Here is a 21,667-nt window from a genome sequence, read left to right as displayed (position 1 = left end):
TGGTGCCGTGACCCCCGACCTGGTCCTGCTGTCCCGGGTGTCCTTCCGGGACTCCGAGATCGCGGGTCCACGGTTGCGCGGACTTCTCGCGCTGCTCGCCGCGGATCTGCGCACCGGCTGCGGCACCGGGCGGCTGGTCGACGGGCTCTGGCCGGAGGAGCAGCCGGAGAACCCGGCCAAGGCGCTGCAGATCCTGGTCTCGCGGGCGCGGAGCCAGCTCGGTGCGGAGGTCATCGCGCGGACGGCGACCGGCTATCGCCTGACGCTGGCCGAGGATCAGGTGGACAGTTCGGCGGTGCTGATCCGGGCCGCGGCGGCCGCGCGCTGTGCGCGTACCGGTGATCATGATGCCGCGCTGGCGCATGCCGACGCCGGTCTCGCGTTGTGGGGTGCGGCCGGGCCCGGCCCGGCCGACGAGGCCGGCGGTCCGGTGGCCGCGCTGCGGGCCGAGCGGCGGGCGGCCCATCGTGCGCTGGTCCGGGCCCGGGCGCTCGCCCTCGCCCGGCTGGGCCGGCCGGCCGAGGCGGTGGACGGCCTGGCCGAGCTGGCCGCCGAGCATCCGCGCGACGAGGAGGTGCTGGCCGAGCTGCTGCGCTGCGAGGCGGCGACGCTCGGCCCGGCCTCCGCGCTGGCGCGCTACGAGAACTACCGGCGCGCGCTGCGCGACGAACTCGGCGCCGATCCCGGTGCGGCCTTGCAGGCCGAGCACCGGCGGTTGTTGCGGGGCGTCACACCCACCATCCGGTACGGCGTCACGCACGAACCCAATCCGCTGCTCGGCCGGGACGACGACGTGGCCGCGGTGGAGTCCCTGCTGCGCGTCTCCCGGGTCACCTCGATCGTCGGGCCGGGTGGACTCGGCAAGACCCGGCTCGCCAACGCCGTCGCCCGCCGGGCCGAGGCGCGGACCGTCGCGGTCGTGCCGCTGGCCGGGATCGCGGCGGACGACGACGTGGCCCGGGAGGTGGCGGCGGCACTCGGCGCGACCGAGGACGGCATCGCCGACGCGCTCGCCAACGGACCGTCGCTGCTGGTCCTGGACAATTGCGAGCACGTCGTAGCGGGTGTCGCCGACCTGGTCCGCGGATGCGTGGCGGACACCGCCGACCTGCGGATCCTCACCACCAGCCGGACACCGCTGGGCCTGTCGTCGGAGTCGGTCCACCAGCTGCCGGAGCTGAGCCTGCCGGTGAGCGTCGAACTGTTCGTGCAGCGCGCCCGGGCGGCCCGGCCCGGCGCCGATCTGCCGGAGGCGGACGTACGGGACCTGTGCCGTCACCTCGACGGCTTGCCGCTGGCGATCGAGCTGGCCGCCGCCCGGGTCCGGATCATGCCGGTGTCCGAGGTGGCCCGCCGCCTCGACGACCGGTTCGCCCTGCTGCGCGGCGGCGCCCGGGACGCGCCCCGGCGCCACCACACGCTGCACGCGGTCGTCGACTGGAGCTGGAACCTGCTCGATCCGGCGGGCCGGGCGGCGATGCGCGCGCTGTCGGTGTTTCCCGGCGGGTTCACCACCGACACCGCCTGCCAGGTGCTCGGCCCGGACGGGCTCATGGTGCTCGAGCACCTCGTGGACCACTCCTTGCTCAAGGTGTCCGACACCCGGCTGCGGATGCTGGAGACGGTCCGGGAGTTCAGCGCCGCGCGGCTTGCCGAGGCCGGCGAGACCGAGGACGCCACAGCCGGGTTCCTGGAGTGGGCGCGAGCCTTCGGCACGGCTCATCACGGGAATCTGCTCGGCGGTGATCCGTACGGCACCGCCGACGCGGTCCGGGCCGAACAGGAGAACCTGCTCCAGGCGCTGCGGCTGGCCCTCGCCCGGGACGACCGGGCCTGCGTAGCGGCGGTCGCCGCGGTGCTCGGCGGCATGTGGATCCTCGAGTCCAACCGTCCCCGGCTGGCCGCGCTGATCCGGCAGACGGCCTGGACGCTGTCGCACTACCGGCCGGAACCGGCCCTGGTCGAGGCGACCAGGACCGCCCTGACCACGGCCGTGCTCTACACGTTCGGCTACCAGGGGCCGCGGCCGGTACGGGCGATCGTCGCGCTGCGCCGGCTCGGCCCGGCACCACCGGACACGGTGGTCCGGGCGCTCGGGTGGGTGATCGGCGCCCTGCGCGATCCGGCCGAACTGCACCGGCTGTGCGACAGCACCGATCCGCTGCTCGCCGCCGCCGCCAACATGTTCGCCAGCTACCACTGGGAGAGCGCCGGCGACATGGACGCGGCGCTCAAGGCGGCCCGGCAGACGCTCGGCCTCTTCACCGACCGCGACCTGCCGTGGCCGCGTGCCCTCGGGCACTGCCGGGTCGCCGAGCTCTGCCTGCAACTGGAGCAGGGCGCCGAGGCGCGGGACAACCTGACCGCGGCGCTGCCGGTGCTCCAGCGACTCGGCGCCCGCGCCGACGCGGTCGGTGTCCGGGCCTGGCTCGTCCTGGCCAACCTCCAGATCGGCGACACCGCCGAGGCCGGGCGGTGGCTGGACGGGCTCGCCCAGATCAGCCTCGACGAGGAGACGGTCCAGGCGGTCGGCTACGACCTGGGCATCCAGGCCGAGGTACGGCTGGCCGGCGGCGAGGTGGAGGCCGGCCTGCGACTGTGGCGCCGGGTCGTCGACCAGATCCTCTGCACGCCGTCGACCGAGGTGGTCCCGTGGACGGTGGAGGCGCTGGCGGCGGCCGTCATCGCGCATGCCCGGCACGACCGGCTCGACCTCGTGGCCGATGTCGCGGACGGTCTGCCCGGGCGTCTGGAGCACCTGTTGACCCATCCGCCGGTGGATCCGCCGCCGTACCTGATCGAGGAGACCGTCTGCGGCACCCTGCTGCTGGCCGTCGCCACCACCGAGCTGGCGCGTGCCCGGACGCGGTCCGCGGCCCGGATGATCGCGCTGGCCGAGCGGTTCCGCTTCCTGCGCACCTTCCAGCCGACGATGTCCGGTGCGGCGGCCCGGGCCGACGCGGAACGGTCCGACCCGGCGGCGTACGCCGAAGCGGTCTCGTCCTACGCCGGCCTGGACCGGGCGGCACTCCGGGCGGCGGCCCTCGACCTGCTCGATCAGCGGGTGCGGTCCCGGTTGTAGAGCCACTTCGCCCACACGTACCCGGTCAGGGCGATCGCACCGCACCAGCCGAACGCGACCGCCGCGCTCGCGCCGATCGGCGTGCCGAGCAGCAGCCCGCGCAGCGTCTCCATGATCGGGGTGAACGGCTGGTACTCGGCGAACTGCCGCAGCCCGGCCGGCAGCGACTCGGGCGGCACGAACCCGCTGCCGAAGAGCGGGAGCAACAGCAGCGGCGTCGGCAGGTTGCTCGCCGCCTCGACGGTCTTGGTCGCCAACCCCATCGCCACGGCCAGCCACACCAGGGCGAACGTCGCCGCGAGCAGCAGCCCGGCGGTCGCCAGCCACTCCGCCGCGGTGGCATCGGGCCGGAAGCCGACCAGCACCGCCACCCCGAGAACCACGATGAGCTGCATCAGCGTCTGTAGAACGCTGCCCAGCACATGCCCGGTCAGCACCGACGCCCGCGCCACCGCCATGGTCCGGAACCGCGCGATGATGCCGCCGGTCATGTCCATCGCGACCGAGATGGTGGTGCCCTGGATCGCGCTGGCGATCGTGATGAGCAGGATGCCGGGCGTGACGTAGTTGACGTAGGCGCGGCGACCGCCGCCGCTGAGGCCGTCACCGAGGGTTCCGCCGAGCACGTAGACGAACATCAACAAGAAGATGATCGGTACGGCGAGCAGCATCAGGATCGTCGACAGGTTCCGGGACAGGTGCCGCAGCTGACGGCGCAGCATCGTGGTCGAGTCCCGTACGGCGTAGGTCGTCATGCCGTAACCGCCAGGAACACGTCGTCGAGGTCCGGGGTGTGCACGCTCAGCCCGTCCACCTCGACGGCTTCCGCGTCGAGCCGGTCCAGCAAAGCTTTCAGTGTGCGGACATGGCCGTCGCCCGGGACCTTCAGCACGAGTGATTCCTCGTCCGGTGCGACACCGAGCACCGCGGCAGCCGCCGCCAGGGCCTGCTCGTCGGCGAACCGCAGCTCGACGTGCCCGCCCGGCACCAGCCGCTTGAGCTCGGCCGGACTGCCCTCGGCGACGAGCCGGCCGTGATCGAGCAGCGCGATCCGGTCGGCGAGCTGGTCCGCCTCCTCCAGGTACTGCGTGGTCAGGAAGATCGTCACCCCGCGGCCGGCCAGGTCCCGGACGATCTGCCACATGTCCCGCCGGCTGCGCGGGTCGAGCCCGGTGGTCGGCTCGTCCAGGAAGATCACCCGGGGGTCGCCGATCAGGCTCATGGCCAGGTCGAGCCGGCGCCGCATGCCACCGGAGTACAGCACCGCGACCTTGCCCGCAGCCTCATCGAGACCGAATCGTTCGAGCAGCTCGGCGACCCGTCGCCGGCCCTCGACCCGAGGCAGGTGGTTCAGGTCGGCCATGAGCCGCAGGTTCTCCGCCCCGGTGAGCAGGTCGTCCACCGCGGAGAACTGTCCGGTGACACCGATCGCCGCCCGTACCCGATCGGGCTCCGCGGCCACGTCGTGACCGCCGACGCGTACCTCGCCCGCGTCCGCGCCGATCAGTGTGGACAGGATCTGGACCATGGTGGTCTTGCCGGCCCCGTTCGGGCCGAGCAACGAGAACACGGTGCCCTCCGGAACCTCCAGGTCGATGCCGTCGAGCACCAGTTGGTCGCCGTACGACCGGCGCAGGCCGGTCACCGATATCGCCATGTTCGTCATCCGCCGACCGTGCCCCCGACCCGGATCACGGCGGTTTCACCGCGGTTTCAGCACCGGCGCCGCGTTCGTTGATCGCAATGGTTCTGTCGGCAATCCGCATTCACCGTTGGTGTTCAACCCGTTGGTGCGGCGGTGCGTACCTGGTAACGCCGCCGGCCGCCGTGGCCGGGCCAAGGGGAGAGGTCATGGGGCCCATACTCAAGATGTTCCTGGACGTGGTCAGCAAACCGCAGGTGCAGCAGGCGATCGCCTACGGCGCTACCCAGGCGGCTCGTTCCCACCAGCAGAACAAGGCGTACCGGGCGGTGGCCGCGGAGGCGAGGATCGCCGCGCGCTCGTTCTCGCTGGCCGTGCTCGGTGAGTCCGAAGCCGGAAAGACCACCTTGATCAATTCCTGGCGTGGTGTCCCGCCGGGTGAGGTGCCGGGGCACACCCAAGCGCCGGTGAAGCACGGTGACGTGGTGAAGAAGACGGCGTCAGGCGACGTCCTGATCTTCAACGAGGTGGTCGACGTCGGTGGCCACATCAACAATCTGCCCCTCTGGGACGACCTGGTGGAGCAGGGCCGCTGGATCCTCTATCTGGTCAACGCGGACCGGCTTCGCACGCCGGCACCACGCCACATGCGTGATCCGTTCCGTTTGGAGGACGACGCCGACCGCATCTTGAAGATCATCCAGGAGCGGGAGAAAGGCACCGATCCTCCCCACGTCGGAATCGTCGTGGTGGTGACGCACACCGACCAGGATCCGCGCTGGAGCGGCGACCCGGCCGTGGTGAGCCGGTACGAGCAGAACGTTCGCGAGCAGCTCGACCGTGTCATTCTCCGGCTCGGCGGTGACCGCCGGGTCCGCCTGGTCAGCGGGAGCCTCGCCGACCAGGCCGGCGCTGATCGGCTCACCGACCGGATCACCGAGCACCTGCTGCGGTGGGCACCGTGAGCGGCGTCCGTACGGTGTATGTCGAGTTCGGCCGGGACCGGGCGCCGATGACCTGGCAGGACGGCCGGCTGCTGGCCGAGGACGAGACCAGCGCTCGCGAAGAGGTGCAGAGAGAGTTCGGGCGCATCGTCATGGCCGCTCGAACCGACCGGCGCTCCGGTGAGGTGCGTGCCGTCCGCGCCGGCGACCTCCTGCTGGTCGAGACCCGGGTGAGCGACCACCGTCCGCGCATCGACGCCACGGTAGTGATCGACCGGCCGGTCCGGGTGCGATGGGCCTCGGCGGCCGCCCAGGTGATCGGGGCGCTGCACGAGGGAGGCGTGACCGCTGACCGGCGCCGTGTGCGGACCAGCCTGGTGGACGCCTGGCACCGCACCGGATCCGTCCCGGAGCGCCTCGCCGCTCCGTTCGCCCGGCTCGCCGCCTGGTGGCGGGGAGGTGATCGTGATGGCGCATGAGCCCGCGCGGGTGATGCCGCTCGACCGGACCGACTACAACCGCTGCCGCAGTTACGCGCCGGAGTTGCTGACCGACCCCGACGTTCAGGTCGTCGCGGTGCCGCCGCGCCCCGGCGAGGATCTGGACCCGCTCCACCAGCGACTCGCCGGGCGCCTGCGGCCGGGTGTTCTGCTGGTCCGCAACATCTGGCGGGCCGGTGAGTATCTGGAGGCGACCACGGCGTACGAGGAGCTGTCGCTGCAGAAGTTCCTCCTGTTCGCGGGGGTGTGCCAGCGGCTGGGCGCGACCCGGCTGGAGGTGACCGAGATACAGGAGATCGCCGAGGACGGCCGGCAGAGCGCCCGGGCGAAGCTGTCCCTGCTGACCGGAAAAGGGTCCGCCTCGTTCCGCAACGAGACCACCGTCAAGGTGGCCCGCCGGCTCAAAGCCTGCTGGTCCTGGCCGGGTAGCCGGCCCGACGTCGACGCGGCGACCGCCTTGGCGACCGGGTCCGGGCTGGCCGCCGACGACATCGTCATGGGACTGATCGACCAGCGCGGGTACGACGCCAACCTGCTGACCCAGCACGACCTCGAACTGGACACGAGCTCTGAGGCGAGGCGCGAAGTGGCGGCCGCGGCGGAGGTTCAGTCGCTGGCCAAGAAGCTGGGTCCCGCGTTCGACGCGGATCTCACGGTGCTGCGCAGCCAGACGTCCAGCATCCGGCTGAGCCTGACGATGACCTTCGCCTGAGTTCCCGCCGCGGTCCTCAGTGCGGCCGCCGATCCGCGACCGGCAGCGGATTGGCCGCCGGCGGTGGGCTGCCGTCACTCCGGTCGCGGGCCGGCAGCCACAGCACGAATGTGCTGCCCACGCCCGGCCCGGAGAACGCCGCGGCCTGGCCGCCGTGTGATTCCACGATCTGCCGCACGATGGCCAGGCCCAGCCCGGTACGCCGTTCCCGCGACGACCCGTTCGCCGCCCCACGCCAGAACCGGTCGAACACGCGCGGCAGGTCCTCCGCCGTGATGCCCGGCCCCTCGTCCGCGACGGCCAGCCACAGCCACGAACCGGCCTGACCGGTCGCCACGGTCACGGTCGACCCGGTGGGCGCCAGCCGTACCGCGTTGGACAGCAGGTTGCCCACGGCCCGGCGCAGAGCGTCGGCGTCGCCGATCAGGTGCAGCCCACCGGTGGTCCGGTAGCGCAGGCTCAGCGGCCGATCGGGCAGGAACGACTCGTCACCGGCTTCCCGGGCCACCGCGGCCAGGTCGACGTCGGTGTCGGTCATCGCCTCCGCGTCCCGGCGTGCGGTGGCCAGCAGATCCTCGACCAGCCGGGACATCCGGGTGGTGGCCCGGTCGATGATCGCGGTGGCGCGCTGCCGCTCGTCCGCGGTGGCGGCCGGGTCGGTCAGCGACGCGTCCAGGTTGGTCCGGATGATGGCGAGCGGACTGCGCAGCTCGTGCGAGGCGTCGTCGATGAGCTGCCGCTGCGCCTGGAAGGCGTGGTCGAGCCGGTCCAGCATGGAGTCGATGGTGTCGGCCAGGTCGCGCAGTTCGTCGTGCGGGCCCCGCAACCGGATGCGCCGGGTCAGGTCGGTGGCCTGGATCTCCCGCGCGGTCCGGGTGATGGCGCCGACCGGGCGTAGGGCCCGGCCGGCGAGCACCCAGCCGATGCCGAGGCTGGCGACGAACAGCCCGCCCAGAGCGATCAGCGAGTAGTTCCGCAGGGTTTGCAAGGTGTTGTAGTTGACCGCCGCCTCGACCTGGCTGACGTCGGCGACCGTCATCGTGCCGATGTACTGCCTGTTGTCGTTGTAGACCTTCGCGGTGCGTTCGGTGATCGGCTGCGGTTCGGTGGTCTCGGCGACGGCGTAGTAGGTGACCGCCAGCGCGGTTCCGGCCAGGGCGAACAGCAGCAGGGAGTAGATGACGGTGAGCCGGAACCGGATGGATCTCACGCCGCCACCTCGTTCAGCCGGTAGCCGCGGCCGACCACGGTCTCGATCGAGCCCTCGCCGAGTTTGCGGCGCAGCGTGCCGACGGTGACCCGGACCGTCTGGGTGAACGGGTCGGTGTTGGCGTCCCAGACGTGTTCCAGCAGATCCTCGCTGGACACCACGTGCCCGGGCCGGGTCATCAGGTACTCCAGGACACCGAACTCCTTGCGGGTCAGCGACAGCGGCCGCCCGTGCAGGGTGGCGGTGTGCCGGGCGGTGTCCAGCACGATGCCGCCGACCGTCAACGTGGCGGTGGTGCCGTTGGTGTCCCGGCGCAGCAGTGCCCGGACCCGGGCCAGCAGCTCCGCCAGGTGGAACGGTTTGACCAGGTAGTCGTCGGCGCCGTCGTCCAGGCCGCGGACCCGGTCGTCGAGGTTGCCGCGGGCGGTCAGCATGAGCACCCGCAGGTCGGTGTCGCCGGGGGTGACGACCTCACCGTTGCGCAGCGCCCGGCACAGGGTGAAGCCGTCACCGTCGGGCAGGTTGATGTCGAGGAGCATCAGGTCGTACTCGTTGACCGTCAGCCGCTCGTACGCCTCGGTCGCGCCGGCCGCGATGTCCACGGCGTACCCGGTCCGGGTCAGCCCGGCCCGCAGGCCTTCGGCCAGGTCTTCTTCGTCTTCCACCACGAGCAGCCGCATCTGTCGACTATCCCCGTCCGATGAGGGCGGTCGCCACCTGGCGGGCCCGCTCGATCGGCACGGCGAAGCCGATGCCGATGTTGCCGCCGCCTTCCAGGGTGGCGATCGCCGTGTTGACGCCGACCACCTGCCCGCGGGCGTTGACCAGAGGGCCGCCCGAGTTGCCGGGATTGATCGAGGCGTCGGTCTGCACCGCCGGCTGCCGGCCCGCACCGCCGAGGCTCACCTGCCGGTCCAGGGCACTGACGATGCCGGCGGTGACCGTCCCGGACAGGCCGAGCGGGGAGCCGACGGCCAGGACCGGCTCACCGACCCGGACCGTGCGCGGGTCGGCGAGGGGGAGTGGCCGCAGCGCACGCCCCGGCGAGACGCGCAGCACGGCGATGTCGCTGCCCGGGTCGGTGCCGACCACCTCGGCGGTGAGCCGGCGGCCGTCGGCGCCGACGACGCTGACCGCGCCGCCGCCGGCGACGACGTGACTGTTGGTGACGATGTGCCCGCGATCGTCGAAGACGAAGCCGGAGCCGGAAGCCCGGCCGGACGAGGTGCGCACCTGCACCGAGACCACGCCGGGCAGGGCCTGCGCGGCCGCGCCGACGAGGTCCGACGGCAGGCCGGCCACGCCGGGTGCCGGCGCGGGCGTGACCGATCGGTCAGCGTCGTCGCGGCCGGCCAGGTAGCCGGACGCGCCGCCCACCCCGGCCGAGACCGCGAGCACCGCCACGCCGGCGGCCGCGTACCACGGCAGCCGCCGGGGCGCGGCCACCAGCGGCGGCGCGGAGCCGAACGCGGGTGTGGCAGGCGCGGGCGGTACGCCGGTCGCGACGAACTCGGGCCCTCGCGGAGTGCCGCCAAGTCCTGTTGTCGTCATGGGAGAGTCCCTTCTACGGAAGCCGGGCGAACCAGAACAACGAGGCCAGCGCTGCGAGAACCGCCAGCACCAGGCCGAAACCGATGAACCGGGCGGACACGTCCTGCACCTCGGTCTCGTAGCCGACCGAGCTGCCGATGTCGGCGTACGCCGCACGCAGCTCGTCCGCACTGCCGGCGGCGAAATAGTTCCCGCCGGTGGCCTCCGCGACCGCCTCCAGGGTCTGGCCGTCGACCGGGACCGCCTGCCCGCCCTGGATCATCCCGGACGGCGTACCGAACGAGATCGCGTCGACCGGCACACCCACCTCGGTGGCGAGCCGGGCCGCCTCCTCCGGGTCCCGCCCGGAGGTGTTCGCACCGTCGGAGAGCACCACGATCCGGGCCGGCGGCACCGCCTCCGCGTCGACGCTCCGGATCGCGTCCAGCGAGGTCGCGATGGCATCACCGATGGCCGTCCCGGCCTGGCCGGCCGTGCCCTCGGCGAGCCGGTCGATCCCGGCCGTGACCGCTTGCCGGTCGGTGACCGGCGGCACGAACACCGACGCCGCCCCGGCGAACCCGACCAGGCCCACGTTGAACTGCTCGGGCAGGTCCGCGACGAACTCCCGGGCGGCCACCTTCGCGGCGCTCAGCCGGTCCGGTGCGACGTCGTCGGCCAGCATCGACCGGGACACGTCCACCGCCACCAGCACGGTCGCCCGTTCCCGGGGCACCTGAACCTCGGCCTGCGGCCGGGCGAAACCGACCACGAGCAGCCCCAGCATGGCCAGGAACAGGCCGGCCGGCACGTGCCGCCGCCAGCCCGGCCGCTTCGGCGCGACCCGGTCGAGCAGCTTGAGGTTGGTGAATCGGACGGCGTAGCGGCTGCGGCGGCGCTGCGCGACGACGTAAGCGGCGACCAGCGCGGCGACCGCGGCGAGCAGCCAGAGCCGTTCCGGGGACAACCAGGTCATGTGGAGGCACCTCTTCTCGCGGCCCGGCCCAGGCGGCGCCGGGCGTGCACGTGACGGACGATGTCGGCGACCCAGTCGCGGTCGGTGCGCAACGGAAGGTGGGCGGCACCGGTGCGGCGGATCGCGGTGGTGATGCCGGTCTGCTGCCGGCGGGCCGCGGCCGCGTACCGTTCGCGCAGCCGGCGGCTGCCGGTGTGCACCTCCCGGCGGCGCCCGGTCTCCGGATCCACCAGGGCGAGCAGGCCGACATCCGGCAGGTCGTGCTCGCGCGGGTCGCCGACCTGCACGGCGAGCACTTGATGGTGAGCGGCGAGGCGGCGCAGCGGCTGCTCCCAGGCGGGGGCTTGCGAACCGAGGCCGTCGTCGTCGAGACCGTCCAGGAAGTCGGAGACGACCACGATCAGCCCGCGCCGCGGCGCTGCCCGCCGCAACGCTTCCAGCGCGCCGGCCAGCGGCGCCGGCTCGGCCGCCGGTGCGGCGCGGGGCACGGCGAGCAGCGCCCGCAGCACACCCAGCAGATGCGTACGCCCGCCGCGCGCCGGAAACCGCCGGACCCCGCCCGGGGTGACCAGATGCGCGCCGAGTCGGTTGCCGGTCCCGGCGGCGAGGAAGCCGACCGCGGCCACGGCGGCGATCGCCAGCTCCCGCTTTTCGTACTCGGCGGTGCCGAAGTCCATGCTCGCGGTCGCGTCGGCGAGCACCCAGGTGGTCAGTTCCCGGTCCGCGTCGACGGTTCGCACGTGCGGCACCGTGGTACGCGCGGTCACCGCCCAGTCCATCCGGCGTACCTCGTCCTCACCGGGCCGGTACTCCCGGCTGCCGGCCGGTTCGCTGCCGGGTCCGGGCAGCAGTCCGAGGTAGGAGCCGTGCAGCAGCCCGTCGAGCCGCCGGGTGATGGTCAGCTCGAGCCGGCGCAGCCGCCGCTCCGGCGACAGCTCGTTCAGCGAGGCGCCGGAGTTCATGCCGCCACCCCGAGGCCGGCCCCCGAGGCCTGCTGCGCCGGAGCGATCACCGGCGGGGCGACGACCTCCAGGATCCGGTGGACGATCGACTCCGGTGGCACCCCGTCGGCGACCGCGTCGAAGCCCAGCACCAGGCGGTGCGCGAGCACGTCCGGAGCGACGTCGAGCACGTCGGTCGGTAGCACGTACTCGCGGCCGCGCAGCAGAGCCAGCGCCCGGGCGGCGGCGACCAGCCCCAGCGTGGCCCGCGGGCTGGCACCGTACGCCAGCTGCCCCGCCACCTCGGGCACACCGAACCGGGCCGGGTCCCGGGTGGCCAGGACCAGCCGGACCACGTACTCGGCGAGCGCGTGATGGACGAACACGTCCCGGGCCCGGGCCTGCAGGGCCAGCAACCGTCCGGTGTCGAGCACCGGCGCGGCGGTCGGCCGGCGCCCGCCCATCCGGTAGAGGATCCCCAGCTCGTCCCGGTCGTCCGGGTAGCCGACGACGACCCGCATCAGGAACCGGTCGCGTTGCGCCTCGGGCAGCTGGTAGACACCCTCGCTCTCGATCGGGTTCTGGGTGGCCAGCACCAGGAACGGCTGCGGCACCGGGTAGGTACGGCCGCCGATCGACACGTGCCCCTCGGCCATCACCTCCAGCAGCGCCGACTGCACCTTCGCCGGCGCCCGGTTGATCTCGTCGGCCAGCACCAGGTTCGCCATCACCGGTCCGAGCTCCACGTCGAAGCTCTCCCGGCTCGGCCGGTAGACGCGGGTGCCGAGGATGTCCGACGGCACCAGGTCCGGGGTGAACTGGATCCGGTGGAAGGTGCCGCCGACCGCCACCGCGAGGGTCTCCGCGGCAAGCGTCTTGGCCACCCCGGGCACCCCTTCGAGCAGGCAGTGCCCACCGGCGAGCAGCGCGGTCAGCAACCGTTCGACAAGCCGGTCCTGGCCGACGATCACCTTCTTGACCTCGAACAGGGTCTGTTCCAGCACTCGCGCGTCGGCGTCGGCTGTGATGTCAGACATGGATCTCCCTCTCCGGCGACAGGCTGAGCGGGGCGGACGCCCGGGCGTCGGGGGAGTACCGCACCGAGCGCCCGCCCTGGAGACCCATGTCACCAGGCCAGACCGAAAACCCGGCGAAGGAGAAGGTCGTAGGCTTGCGGAGTACGTAACAAGATCCGGAGGATCATCATTTTCACCGTCAACGCCATCGCCGCGCCCTCCGCCACCGAGCCCCTCGTGCGAACCACGATCGAGCGACGTGACCTGGGCCCGCGCGACGTACTGATCGAGATCACCTACGCCGGCATCTGCCACTCGGACATCCACACGGTGAAGGGCGACTGGGGCCCGGTGCCCTACCCGCTCACCGTCGGTCACGAGATCGTGGGCCATGTCACCGAGGTCGGCGGCGAGGTCACCCGGCACGCCGTCGGTGACCGGGTGGGCGTGGGCTGCATGGTCAACTCGTGCCGGGAGTGCGAGAACTGCCGGGCCGGGCAGGAGCAGTACTGCTCGGGCGGCAACGTCGGGACGTACGCGGCCGTCGACCGCGACGGCACCGTCACGCAGGGCGGCTACTCGACGCACGTCGTCGTCGACCAGGACTTCGTGCTGCGCGTACCGTCGTCGATCCCGCACGAGGCCGCGGCCCCGCTGCTCTGCGCCGGCATCACGCTCTACTCGCCGCTGGCGCACTGGAACGCCGGACCCGGCAAGAAGGTCGCGATCGTCGGCATGGGCGGCCTCGGCCACATGGGCGTCAAGATCGCGGCCGCGATGGGCGCCGAGGTCACCGTCCTCTCACAGACGCTCAGCAAGAAGGACGACAGCCTGCGTTTCGGTGCCGAGCACCACTACGCGACGAGCGACCCGGCGACCTTCGAGGCGCTGAAGAACACCTTCGACCTGATCATCAACACGGTCAGCGCGGCGGTCGACATCAACGCCTACCTCGGCCTGCTGCGTGTCGACGGCACGCTCGTCAACGTGGGCGCGCCGCCGCAGCCGCTGCCCGTACATGTCTTCTCTCTGATCGGCAAGCGGCGCTCCTTCGCCGGCTCCAACATCGGCGGCATCGCCGAGACCCAGCAGATGCTGGACTTTTGCGCCGAGCGGGGCATCGCCCCGGAGGTCGAGCTGATCACCGCCGACGCGGTGAACGAGGCCTACGAGCGCGTCCTGAAGTCCGACGTCCGCTACCGCTTCGTCATCGACGTCGACAGCCTGCGCTGATCCCGGGCCCGGGCAGCAGCCTTGTTGCCCGGGACCCCTTTTTCGGTACGCGTGAGCACAGTCCCGCTCTCCCGCGCGACCTGGCTGGCCCCTTTAGGCCCGAAATATCTGGTCGGCCATCCGCAGCGAGTTCTCGATGGTGGCGAAGCCGCGGGGGAGCATGACGCGCTCGTAGGCGGCGACGGCCTCGTGCAGTGACTTCTCGCCGTGCGCGGCCGAGCGCAGCTCACCGGAGAGCGTCGCGGCGTCCTGCAGCGCGGTGTTGGCGCCGACACCGCCCGTCGGCGGCATGGTGTGGATGGCGTCGCCGAGCAAGGTGACCGGCCCGGTGCTCCACGCGCCGACGACCTCGCTGGCCCGGATCGTGATCGGGAAGAACGTACCGGCGTCGGCGTGCTCGAAGAGCCGCCGCACGGTCGGATGCCAGCCGGCCGTGGCGTCCACGGCGATTCGCCGCAGGTCCTGGTCGTCACGCGGGCTCAGAAACTCGGACTTCGCGACCAGGGTGGTCATCAGGTAGTCCCGCGCTTCCCCGGACGGGAAGCGGAATCGCACCGGGGCGAACCCGGCACCGTATCCGTTGTCGCCGGCGACCCAGCAGAATCCGCGGTTGAAGTCCTCCGGGATCAGGGGGTCGGTGGTCTCGTCGATCGGCATCCGGCCGTAGAGGCAGCGCAGGCCCAGGTCACGCACGGTGGCGTGCGGCAGCAGTTGCGCGCGCACCGCCGAACCGGATCCGTCCGCTCCGACCAGCAGATCGCCCTCGTCGCTGCCGCCCTCGGCGAACCGCACCCGGACCCGGCCGGAAGCGGTGATCCGGTAACCGGTCACCGTTCGCGCGAAGTGCACCGCGTCCGCCAAGCCGGTGAACAGACTCCGCCGGAAGGTGTCCCGGTCCACGTGGGTGATCTCATCGCTGCTGACTCCCGGGAACACCTGGGCGCTGACCTGTTCCAAGCGCTGGTTGTAGGCGGCCACCAGGTCACCGTTGACGGCGCTGGTACGCCGGACCACGTCCAGGGACGCCGCCGGCAGGCAGGTCCGCAGCGCGGCGTTGCCGTTCGCGTCGAGATGGAGACGGTAGCCCTGGTTGCGCGACGTCGGCGTGGCATCGCGCTCATACACCGCGACGTCGAAGCCGTCACGGCGCAGCGCCTGCGCGAGTGCCAGCCCACCGATGCCGGCGCCGGCGATGAGAATCCGTGTCCGTTCAGTCATGGCGTTACCTCCTGGCCCCAGGATCAAACATTCGCATGGATCTGTCAATCAAACGTATGATTACCTGAGTTGGGCGGGCGTACAATCACGCCGTGCCGCCATCAACGCCCCGCAGGTCACCGACGCCGCAAGAGCGGCAGCGCGACCCCGAACGCACCCGTCAGAAAATCCTGGACGCCGCCGCGGTGGAGTTCGGCGCACACGGTTACGCGGGCGCCCGGGTCCGGGCGATCGCCGCCCGAGCCGGCGTCAACCAGCAGCTGGTGTCGTACTACTTCGACGGCAAAGAAGGCCTGTACGAAGCGATGTCCCAGCAATGGCGGCAACGGCAGCGCGAGCTCGCGCCGCCCGGCACCCCCCTGCCCGAGCAGTTGCGCCGCTACGCGCTGGAGGTGCTGCACAACCCGGAGGGCGTTCGCGTCGTGGCCTGGGACGGCCTGCGGCAGAGCGGTACCCGCCAGGCCTTTCAGAGCGACCTGCTCACCGGCACCGCTGCCCAGCTGCGAGCGCTGCAACAGTCCGGGCGGCTACCAGCCGAGCTGGATCCGGACTGCCTGCTGGTCATGCTGATGGCCGCCACCATGGCGACGACCACGCTCCCGCACGTCATCGAAGCCGTTACCGGCGAGGACGCCACGTCCCCCGATTTCGTCCACCACTTCGCCGACCAGCTGGCCTTGCTCGCACGACTACTCGGTCTGGAAGCCCTCCCACCCACCGGCGACGGGTGACCACGACCCTAGGCCTGACGTCCTCAGTGGTCGAGAGCCGGCACCAGAGCGCCGGCCGGCGTCGCTAAGAAGCTCAGCCGTTGGCTCCGGCCTCGCTGTTGGCATCGGCACGCTCCACCAACTTACGGATCAGGTCTGCCTCGTGGGGTCCCCGGACGCCGGACCATTTCAGTCCGGCACATTTGATGGTGAGCTGAAGTTCCAGAGGCTCGGCCAACCTGCTGTCGGCCCGTAAGGGATAGAGGTAAGCAGCTCGGTCGGCGCCACCGGTCAACACAAAATCGTTCGCGACGAATCGGACTGCCGTCACTGCACCGTCGTGGACAACGCCACGCCACATTTCCTTCCACTCCGGCGGGTGCGTCCCGCGGTCCACCCGGCAAAGGGACAATGACCCGTCGAGCCTGCCTACGGCGATCAGGTAGGTCCCTTCAGGTGTCCGCATGACATCGACGTCCGACACGTCCTGGTACGGGAGCTCCACGCTGTCTCCGGTTTCGGCGGAGACAGCCACCAACGACTGCCCCTGCCCTGGCACGACACAAAGGTCCTGGCACAGGGCAAGGCCAGTGCTCGGCAGTCCGCACGCCAGCACCTGATCCACCGTTCGCGGGCCGGGTGAGTACCTGGTGGCGGTACTCTCCCCACTGGTGTTCCAATATTCAGCGACCAGCACCTGTGATCCGCGAATATCCATGGCCCGGACATGCCGGCCGATGCGGAAGGACGACAACTCCCGCCAGCCGTCGCGCATGCTGCCATAGACCGTGATGCCGAAGGGGCGAAAGACCACGAGGTCGCCGTGCGGCGTGACGTGGATACTGCGAGCATTCGTCGGCGCATCGCTTACCACCTTTTCGGCCATCGGCCTGCCGCCTGCAGCAACCCGCCACTCTCGGATGACGCCGTCGCCGTACATGCAATAGGCTCCGGGCGAATTGTTCATCGCCGTCGCGGCGGTTATCGGAGCCGTTTCCTCGATCCTGACGCCGGTGAGATCGACATTGCGGACGTCGGCTCCGGTCAGGTTGGTGTTGTCGAGATTCGCATACCGGAGGGTGGAGCCGGCGAAGGAGGCGCCGGTGAGGTCAGCCCCGGACAGGTACGCATAGTCCAGGCACAAGCCCTGCCAGTCCCGGCGAGGAAGCTTCTTGTTCAGCCCGAAGAGCAGCGAGAGGCAGTTGCCGCCCAACACCCCGAGGTCCATTCCCACGACATGACGACGCGTCTCGCTCAGCAGGACAGTGCCGTAATCCGTTTTGTTGTCGGCCCGCATCATCAGGAGCGCGAAGTTGGCGATCTCCGGCTGCAGCGGCAGCTTCCGCAGGCTTTCGTCGATCACGCGCCGCCGGACAGACCCGACGATCCGGCGGGCCACGAAGTACTCCCGCATGGACCGATGGAAGAACTCGACCGGCCAACTGTCCTGGTCAGCTCCGAGCACCGGCTTTAGGAGAGACCGGATACCGACGCGGCGGCTGAGGTCATCGGCGGCATCCCGCGGTGCGGGGGCGGCCGCGGCCTCACCGGTGCTCCGCCAGAGCTTCTCCGCCAGGGGCATGCGATGCCCCACGTCGCGGAGGCCGACCCATTCGACATCCGTGACGTGAAGGCTCACGGCGACTTCTTCCAGAATTTCCTGCAGCCCGCTCACCAGTTCGGAGCGCAGAGTCTCGGCCGACTCCTCCTCCAGGTCGGAGATCTTCCGGCGAAGACTCGTGTCGACGTACGTCTGGTACAGCACGAGTTCGTCGAACTTGTCGTCGGGCAGTGCCGACAGCGTTGCCTTGATCATTTGGAGGAACAGCGGTTTGGCGGCGAGTCCGATCGGGTCGTAGAGCTGCTGCAACTGCCGCAGTTTGTCTTCAAGCCCGAATCGTTTCGCGTACCGCATTAGGTGCTCGAGGCGACGCGCCCTGGTGATCGGGGCGATGCGCAATATCTGTGGACGGCCCACCCGGTCCAGGAAGCGCTCTTGTTGCCGACGAGTCTCAAAAAAGTGAGTACGGGAGGTGATCAGGACCTTCGACGACGCAAGGTACTCGAAGCATTCGCTAAGCCGCCGTATGTTCTCACCCAAGGTTACGGAGTCCAGCCTCGCGGACATCTCGTCGAATCCGTCCAGAATGATCATCGTGCGGTAGGACCGCGTAAGGCTGTTCCACTCACCGATACTGGAACCGAACTCCCGCAGCCGGCGATCGATGAAGTCGCGCGGGTCGTCGTTGGTTTTCAGATCTCGTAGACCGATCCGCACGGCGATGCTGCCCGTACTCGGGTCGGCCAGGAACTCTCGCGACAGGCGCCGGGTCAAACTGTAGCTGAAGAAGCTTTTTCCCTCCCCGAACTCGGCCAGCAACAGCAGCGACCGCTTCTCATCGTTGCCGAGCCATTGCTGGACGGCGCTGAGAAGGCTGCCTGGCAACGTGTCGCCTCTCTCATCGGCGGCTTTCGGCTCGACGTGGTCGTTCCAGAGATCGGCGAAATGCTCGCGGTCCTCGCTGCCGATGCAATGTGACCCCTGGTCGCTCAGGTATTGAACCCACGCTCGAGGCAGACGAATCGCGGGCCGTAGCCTGTCCAGCCATCTCGCGACAACGGCCGCGGAGTCGAGGTCCTCGTCCGGTCGCTCTCCGTAGATGGCCTCGTACACCATCGGGCTGACCGCGAAGAGCTGCCGCACGCCGTTGGCGGGACTCCACACCTGGATCTCGAAGGGAAATCGTTGCTGCTCGTTCCAGGACTGGATCATCAAGTCCAGCTCGTTGGACGGCTCCGCGTGAGGGGAGACGATGATGTACTGATCCAGCCGTACGTCTCGCCAGTGATGCTCCATCGACAGCAATTTCTCCGCGATGTCGCCGGTTCGTAAGTGCCTTCCCGTGTAGTTCTTGCACTCCACGAAGCACTTGACGGCCGGACGCCCGGCTACGACGCAGTCGAATTGGATGTCGTGGCCGTACTGGGTTCCCGGAGCCTGCCGGCGCAGACTCTCGAGCGTTCCGTCCCGGCGATCGTCGTCGATATCGAACAGGCGGCCCAGCAGGCCGACGAATCCCTCCTCCAGACTCTCGCCGAGGCGCTGTGAGCCCGCGTCAGCGCGGGCACCCAGGTGTGTACCCTCTCGGCGTCCGGTTTGGCCGAAATCGGCCTGTATCCGGTTATCCGGCTTTTTGAGCCTCCCCATCACGACCGCACGCCGACTCCCGGCCGATACCTGGCGATTGGATGCGGACAGCAGACCTAGAAGGCCGACAAGCCACTCAGTGCGTCCTTCATCGGCGGTCAACTCCTCCTCGAGGCTGGGGTCCAGTAAGAATCTGAATTCATTCGTCAGCCGCTCTCCCAAGAACGGCGGCATCGTCTTGTCGCCGATCAGCTCGGCCAATCGCGAGACGGCCGATACGTTGCCCTGCTGTATTTGTTCACGAATCGAACGTTCCTGATGGAGCCGGCGGCGCTCCACCAAGATCTTCTCGTGCGCGGTGTCCTCGTGGGTTTGATCACCGGCGATATAGAAAACGGCCGACCGCATAGCCGCCTCGTCGACCAGGTAGTCCCCCATGTACTGAGCCAGGTCGACTCCGATATTCAGCTCGATGGCCTCATTGAGTGACGGACCGAACTGGCGCCAGCCTCCGAGGAGCGCGAGGAGCCGGTACAGTGCGCTGTGCCCGAATGCCTCCTTGATGTGTTCAGCGAGGGCGATGTACTGGCCACCGCCGTTTCCCCCTCTCTGAACGAACCCGCGCACGAATTCCTCGGCGTTCCCGTCCATCACGGAGTCAAGCTCGTCCAGGAGATCGTCGAGATCGAGGTCGTCTCCGTTTGCCATCGAGGCTCCCCAGGTCCGGAGATTGCGCTGCGTGGCGGCAGCGAAGCGTCGTTATGGCATCAGTCAACATGGTTGCCGCAGCGACATCCGTCGGCCGAACGGGTGATTCGACGCCTGACAGCCAATCGCACAGGGGGTGAAAAGCTCGGCATACCGGCCAGCCCAGGTATGGTCCGCTCCACGTCGGACCGGAGGCACTGAACCCGGATATCGGACTCAACCCGGGCTACTAGAGATATTCGGCGGGGCAGTCGGGTTTCTCGGCGGTGACGACCAGCGTGAGGTTGCTGGGCTCCTCGGGCGCGGCCACCTCCGGGGTCGTGCTCAGCACGACCGCCGCCGCGACGGAGGCGGCGACCAGGGCCAATCCAGTGACGGTACCGATGCGCATCCGCACAGCACACCAGGGCGCATGGAAAGCCGGCCGAAAATCTAGTCCTCGCGGAACTCGGCGGGGCTGGCGCCGGCCTCCTCGCGCTCCCGCAGTTCCACCCGGCGGATCTTGCCGGAGATGGTCTTCGGCAGGGTGGTGAACTCGATGCGCCGCACCCGCTTGTACGGCGCCAGATGCTCCCGGCAGTGCCGCAGGATGGTCCGGGCCGTCTCGGCTGTCGGCTCCCATCCTTCGGCCAGCACCACGTATGCCTTGGGCACGGCCAGCCGCACCGGGTCGGGCGCCGGCACCACCGCGGCCTCGGCCACCGCCTCGTGCTCGATCAGCACGCTTTCCAGCTCGAACGGCGAGATCCGGTAGTCGGAGGCCTTGAACACGTCGTCCATCCGCCCGACGTACGTGATGTAGCCGTCCGCGTCGCGCGCGCCGATGTCGCCGGTGTGGTAGTGGTCGTCGGCCATCGCCTCGGCGTTGCGTTCCGGGTCGCCGTGGTAGCCGACCATCAGGCCGAGCGGACGTTCCCGCAGGTCCAGGCAGATCTCGCCCTCGTCGGCCGGCTTGCCGGTGGCGGGGTCGAGCAGGGCCACCCGATAGCCGGGGGTGGGCCGGCCCATCGAGCCCGGTTTGACCGGCTGGCCGGGCGTGTTGGCGATCTGCACGGTCGTCTCGGTCTGCCCGAACCCGTCGCGGATCGTCACGCCCCAGGCCCGCCGCACCTGCTCGATCACCTCCGGGTTGAGTGGTTCCCCGGCGCCGACCACGGTCGGTGGGGGCGTGCGCAGCCGGGTGAGGTCGGCCTGGACCAGCATGCGCCACACGGTCGGCGGTGCGCAGAAGCTGGTCACCTCGCACCGCTGCATCTGGTCGAGCAGGGCGTCGGCGTTGAACCGTTGATAGTTGAAGATGAATACGCAGGCCAGCGCGTTCCACGGGGCGAAGACGTTGCTCCAGGCGTGCTTGGCCCAGCCCGGCGACGAGATGTTGAGGTGTACGTCGCCGGGACGCAGCCCGATCCAGTACATGGTGGACAGGTGCCCCACCGGGTAGGACACGTGGGTGTGCTCGACCAGTTTCGGCAGCGCCGTCGTGCCGGACGTGAAGTAGAGCAGCAGCGGGTCGGAGGCGCGGGTGTCACCGTCCGGGGTGAAGGTGTCCGCGGACGCGTACGCGGAGGCGTACGAAAGCCAGCCCGGAACCGGCGCGCCCACCGCGACCCGGGTGTAGTCGCCGGCCACGGCGGCGAACTTCGCGCTGTCGGCCGACCCCACGATCACATGGCCGGCCCGCCCCCGGTCCAGGCGGTCGCGCAGGTCGCCCGGCCCGAGCAGGGGTGTGGCCGGGATGACCACGGCGCCCAGCTTCATCGCCGCGAGCAGGCACTCCCAGAGCTCCACCTGGTTGCCGAGCATCAGGATCACCCGGTCGCCGCGCCGCACCCCCTGCTCGCGCAGCCAGTTGGCCACCCGGTTGGACCGCTGCGACATCTCGGCGAACGTGTATTTCTGCTCGGACCCGTCCTCCTCCACGATCCACAGGGCGAGGCGGTCGTCGGCGGACGCGTCGAACCAGTCGATGGCCCAGTTGAAGGTGTCCAGCTCCGGCCAGCGGAAGTCCCGATAGGCGGTGTCGTAGTCGTCGTGGTGGGCCAGGAGGAATTCGCGGGCCCGCCGGAACGCGGCCGCCGAGGAGGACGCCATGAACCC

18 protein-coding genes and 1 pseudogene are annotated in these 21,667 nt (G+C 70.3%); 6 read left to right on the top strand and 13 right to left on the bottom strand.

Features of this window, described 5'->3' with window-relative positions:
• The first annotated feature begins 7 nt into the window (after positions 1-7).
• Positions 8-3,082 (top strand): ATP-binding protein, encoded by a 3,075-nt coding sequence (locus I4J89_RS28995; RefSeq protein ID WP_196417273.1) that lies wholly within the window; start codon positions 8-10, stop codon positions 3,080-3,082.
• Here the strand turns inward: I4J89_RS28995 and I4J89_RS28990 are convergent.
• Both I4J89_RS28990 and I4J89_RS28985 read right to left on the bottom strand, forming a co-directional pair.
• A complete protein-coding gene (locus I4J89_RS28990; protein WP_196417272.1) occupies positions 3,058-3,837 on the bottom strand; it encodes an ABC transporter permease in 780 nt (259 codons plus the stop codon). The genes I4J89_RS28995 and I4J89_RS28990 overlap by 25 nt on opposite strands.
• Positions 3,834-4,748: an ATP-binding cassette domain-containing protein gene (locus I4J89_RS28985; RefSeq protein WP_196417271.1), complete on the bottom strand. Its 915-nt coding sequence runs from the start codon at positions 4,746-4,748 to the stop codon at positions 3,834-3,836. Before I4J89_RS28985 ends, I4J89_RS28990 begins: the two co-directional genes overlap by 4 nt.
• Positions 4,749-4,933: 185 nt before the next feature.
• Between I4J89_RS28985 and I4J89_RS28980 the strand changes: the two genes are divergently transcribed.
• Genes I4J89_RS28980 through I4J89_RS28970 form a run of 3 tightly spaced genes read left to right on the top strand, consistent with a single transcriptional unit; the run spans position 4,934 to position 6,880 of the window.
• Entirely contained in the window at positions 4,934-5,689 is a 756-nt protein-coding gene (locus I4J89_RS28980; RefSeq protein ID WP_196417270.1) for a GTPase domain-containing protein, read from the top strand.
• Positions 5,686-6,147: a hypothetical protein gene (locus I4J89_RS28975; protein ID WP_196417269.1), complete on the top strand. Its 462-nt coding sequence runs from the start codon at positions 5,686-5,688 to the stop codon at positions 6,145-6,147. Before I4J89_RS28980 ends, I4J89_RS28975 begins: the two co-directional genes overlap by 4 nt.
• On the top strand, positions 6,137-6,880 hold the full coding sequence (locus I4J89_RS28970; protein WP_196417268.1) for a hypothetical protein: 744 nt from the start codon (positions 6,137-6,139) through the stop codon (positions 6,878-6,880). Before I4J89_RS28975 ends, I4J89_RS28970 begins: the two co-directional genes overlap by 11 nt.
• Positions 6,881-6,896: 16 nt before the next feature.
• Here the strand turns inward: I4J89_RS28970 and I4J89_RS28965 are convergent, their stop codons facing one another.
• From I4J89_RS28965 to I4J89_RS28940, 6 genes are read right to left on the bottom strand one after another with little or no spacing between them, the layout of a single operon-like run.
• Positions 6,897-8,090: a sensor histidine kinase gene (locus tag I4J89_RS28965; protein ID WP_196417267.1), complete on the bottom strand. Its 1,194-nt coding sequence runs from the start codon at positions 8,088-8,090 to the stop codon at positions 6,897-6,899.
• A complete protein-coding gene (locus tag I4J89_RS28960) occupies positions 8,087-8,770 on the bottom strand; it encodes a response regulator transcription factor (protein ID WP_196417266.1) in 684 nt (227 codons plus the stop codon). The genes I4J89_RS28965 and I4J89_RS28960 overlap by 4 nt, the downstream gene beginning before the upstream one ends.
• Before the next feature lie 7 nt (positions 8,771-8,777).
• Positions 8,778-9,641, bottom strand: a complete 864-nt coding sequence (locus I4J89_RS28955) for a S1C family serine protease (protein ID WP_196417265.1) — start codon at positions 9,639-9,641, stop codon at positions 8,778-8,780.
• Between the two features lie 13 nt (positions 9,642-9,654).
• The gene (locus I4J89_RS28950; RefSeq protein ID WP_196417264.1) at positions 9,655-10,596 is read right to left on the bottom strand and encodes a VWA domain-containing protein; all 942 of its coding nucleotides are present in this window, start codon (positions 10,594-10,596) and stop codon (positions 9,655-9,657) included.
• Positions 10,593-11,558, bottom strand: a complete 966-nt coding sequence (locus I4J89_RS28945; RefSeq protein ID WP_196417263.1) for a DUF58 domain-containing protein — start codon at positions 11,556-11,558, stop codon at positions 10,593-10,595. Before I4J89_RS28945 ends, I4J89_RS28950 begins: the two co-directional genes overlap by 4 nt.
• On the bottom strand, positions 11,555-12,574 hold the full coding sequence (locus I4J89_RS28940) for an AAA family ATPase (RefSeq protein WP_196417262.1): 1,020 nt from the start codon (positions 12,572-12,574) through the stop codon (positions 11,555-11,557). Before I4J89_RS28940 ends, I4J89_RS28945 begins: the two co-directional genes overlap by 4 nt.
• Before the next feature lie 168 nt (positions 12,575-12,742).
• On the opposite strand from I4J89_RS28940, the gene I4J89_RS28935 reads away from it, so the two are divergent.
• Positions 12,743-13,786, top strand: a complete 1,044-nt coding sequence (locus I4J89_RS28935) for an NAD(P)-dependent alcohol dehydrogenase (RefSeq protein WP_196417367.1) — start codon at positions 12,743-12,745, stop codon at positions 13,784-13,786.
• Positions 13,787-13,879: 93 nt separating this feature from the next.
• Here I4J89_RS28935 and I4J89_RS28930 read toward each other — a convergent pair whose 3' ends face one another.
• Positions 13,880-15,004, bottom strand: a complete 1,125-nt coding sequence (locus I4J89_RS28930) for an FAD-dependent oxidoreductase (RefSeq protein WP_196417261.1) — start codon at positions 15,002-15,004, stop codon at positions 13,880-13,882.
• Between the two features lie 92 nt (positions 15,005-15,096).
• Between I4J89_RS28930 and I4J89_RS28925 the strand changes: the two genes are divergently transcribed.
• Entirely contained in the window at positions 15,097-15,735 is a 639-nt protein-coding gene (locus I4J89_RS28925; protein ID WP_196417260.1) for a TetR/AcrR family transcriptional regulator, read from the top strand.
• Positions 15,736-15,808: 73 nt separating this feature from the next.
• On the opposite strand, the gene I4J89_RS52005 is transcribed toward I4J89_RS28925, so the two are convergent.
• The 4 genes and pseudogenes from I4J89_RS52005 to I4J89_RS28910 form a co-directional block, all read right to left on the bottom strand.
• On the bottom strand, positions 15,809-18,922 hold the full coding sequence (locus tag I4J89_RS52005) for an NACHT domain-containing protein (RefSeq protein ID WP_373688170.1): 3,114 nt from the start codon (positions 18,920-18,922) through the stop codon (positions 15,809-15,811).
• Between the two features lie 540 nt (positions 18,923-19,462).
• Positions 19,463-19,549, bottom strand: a pseudogene (locus tag I4J89_RS49955) (ubiquitin-like protein Pup); the annotation flags it as partial.
• A 250-nt stretch (positions 19,550-19,799) separates the two neighbouring features.
• Complete coding sequence (locus tag I4J89_RS28915) at positions 19,800-19,961, bottom strand: hypothetical protein (protein ID WP_196417258.1); 162 nt, start codon at positions 19,959-19,961, stop codon at positions 19,800-19,802.
• 41 nt (positions 19,962-20,002) lie between these two features.
• On the bottom strand, positions 20,003-21,661 hold the full coding sequence (locus I4J89_RS28910) for an AMP-binding protein (RefSeq protein ID WP_196417257.1): 1,659 nt from the start codon (positions 21,659-21,661) through the stop codon (positions 20,003-20,005).
• Between the last annotated feature and the right edge of the window lie 6 nt (positions 21,662-21,667).

This window comes from Actinoplanes aureus (assembly GCF_015704865.1).
Classification (GTDB): domain Bacteria; phylum Actinomycetota; class Actinomycetes; order Mycobacteriales; family Micromonosporaceae; genus Actinoplanes; species Actinoplanes aureus.
This window is presented reverse-complemented; position numbering and strand designations above follow the sequence as displayed.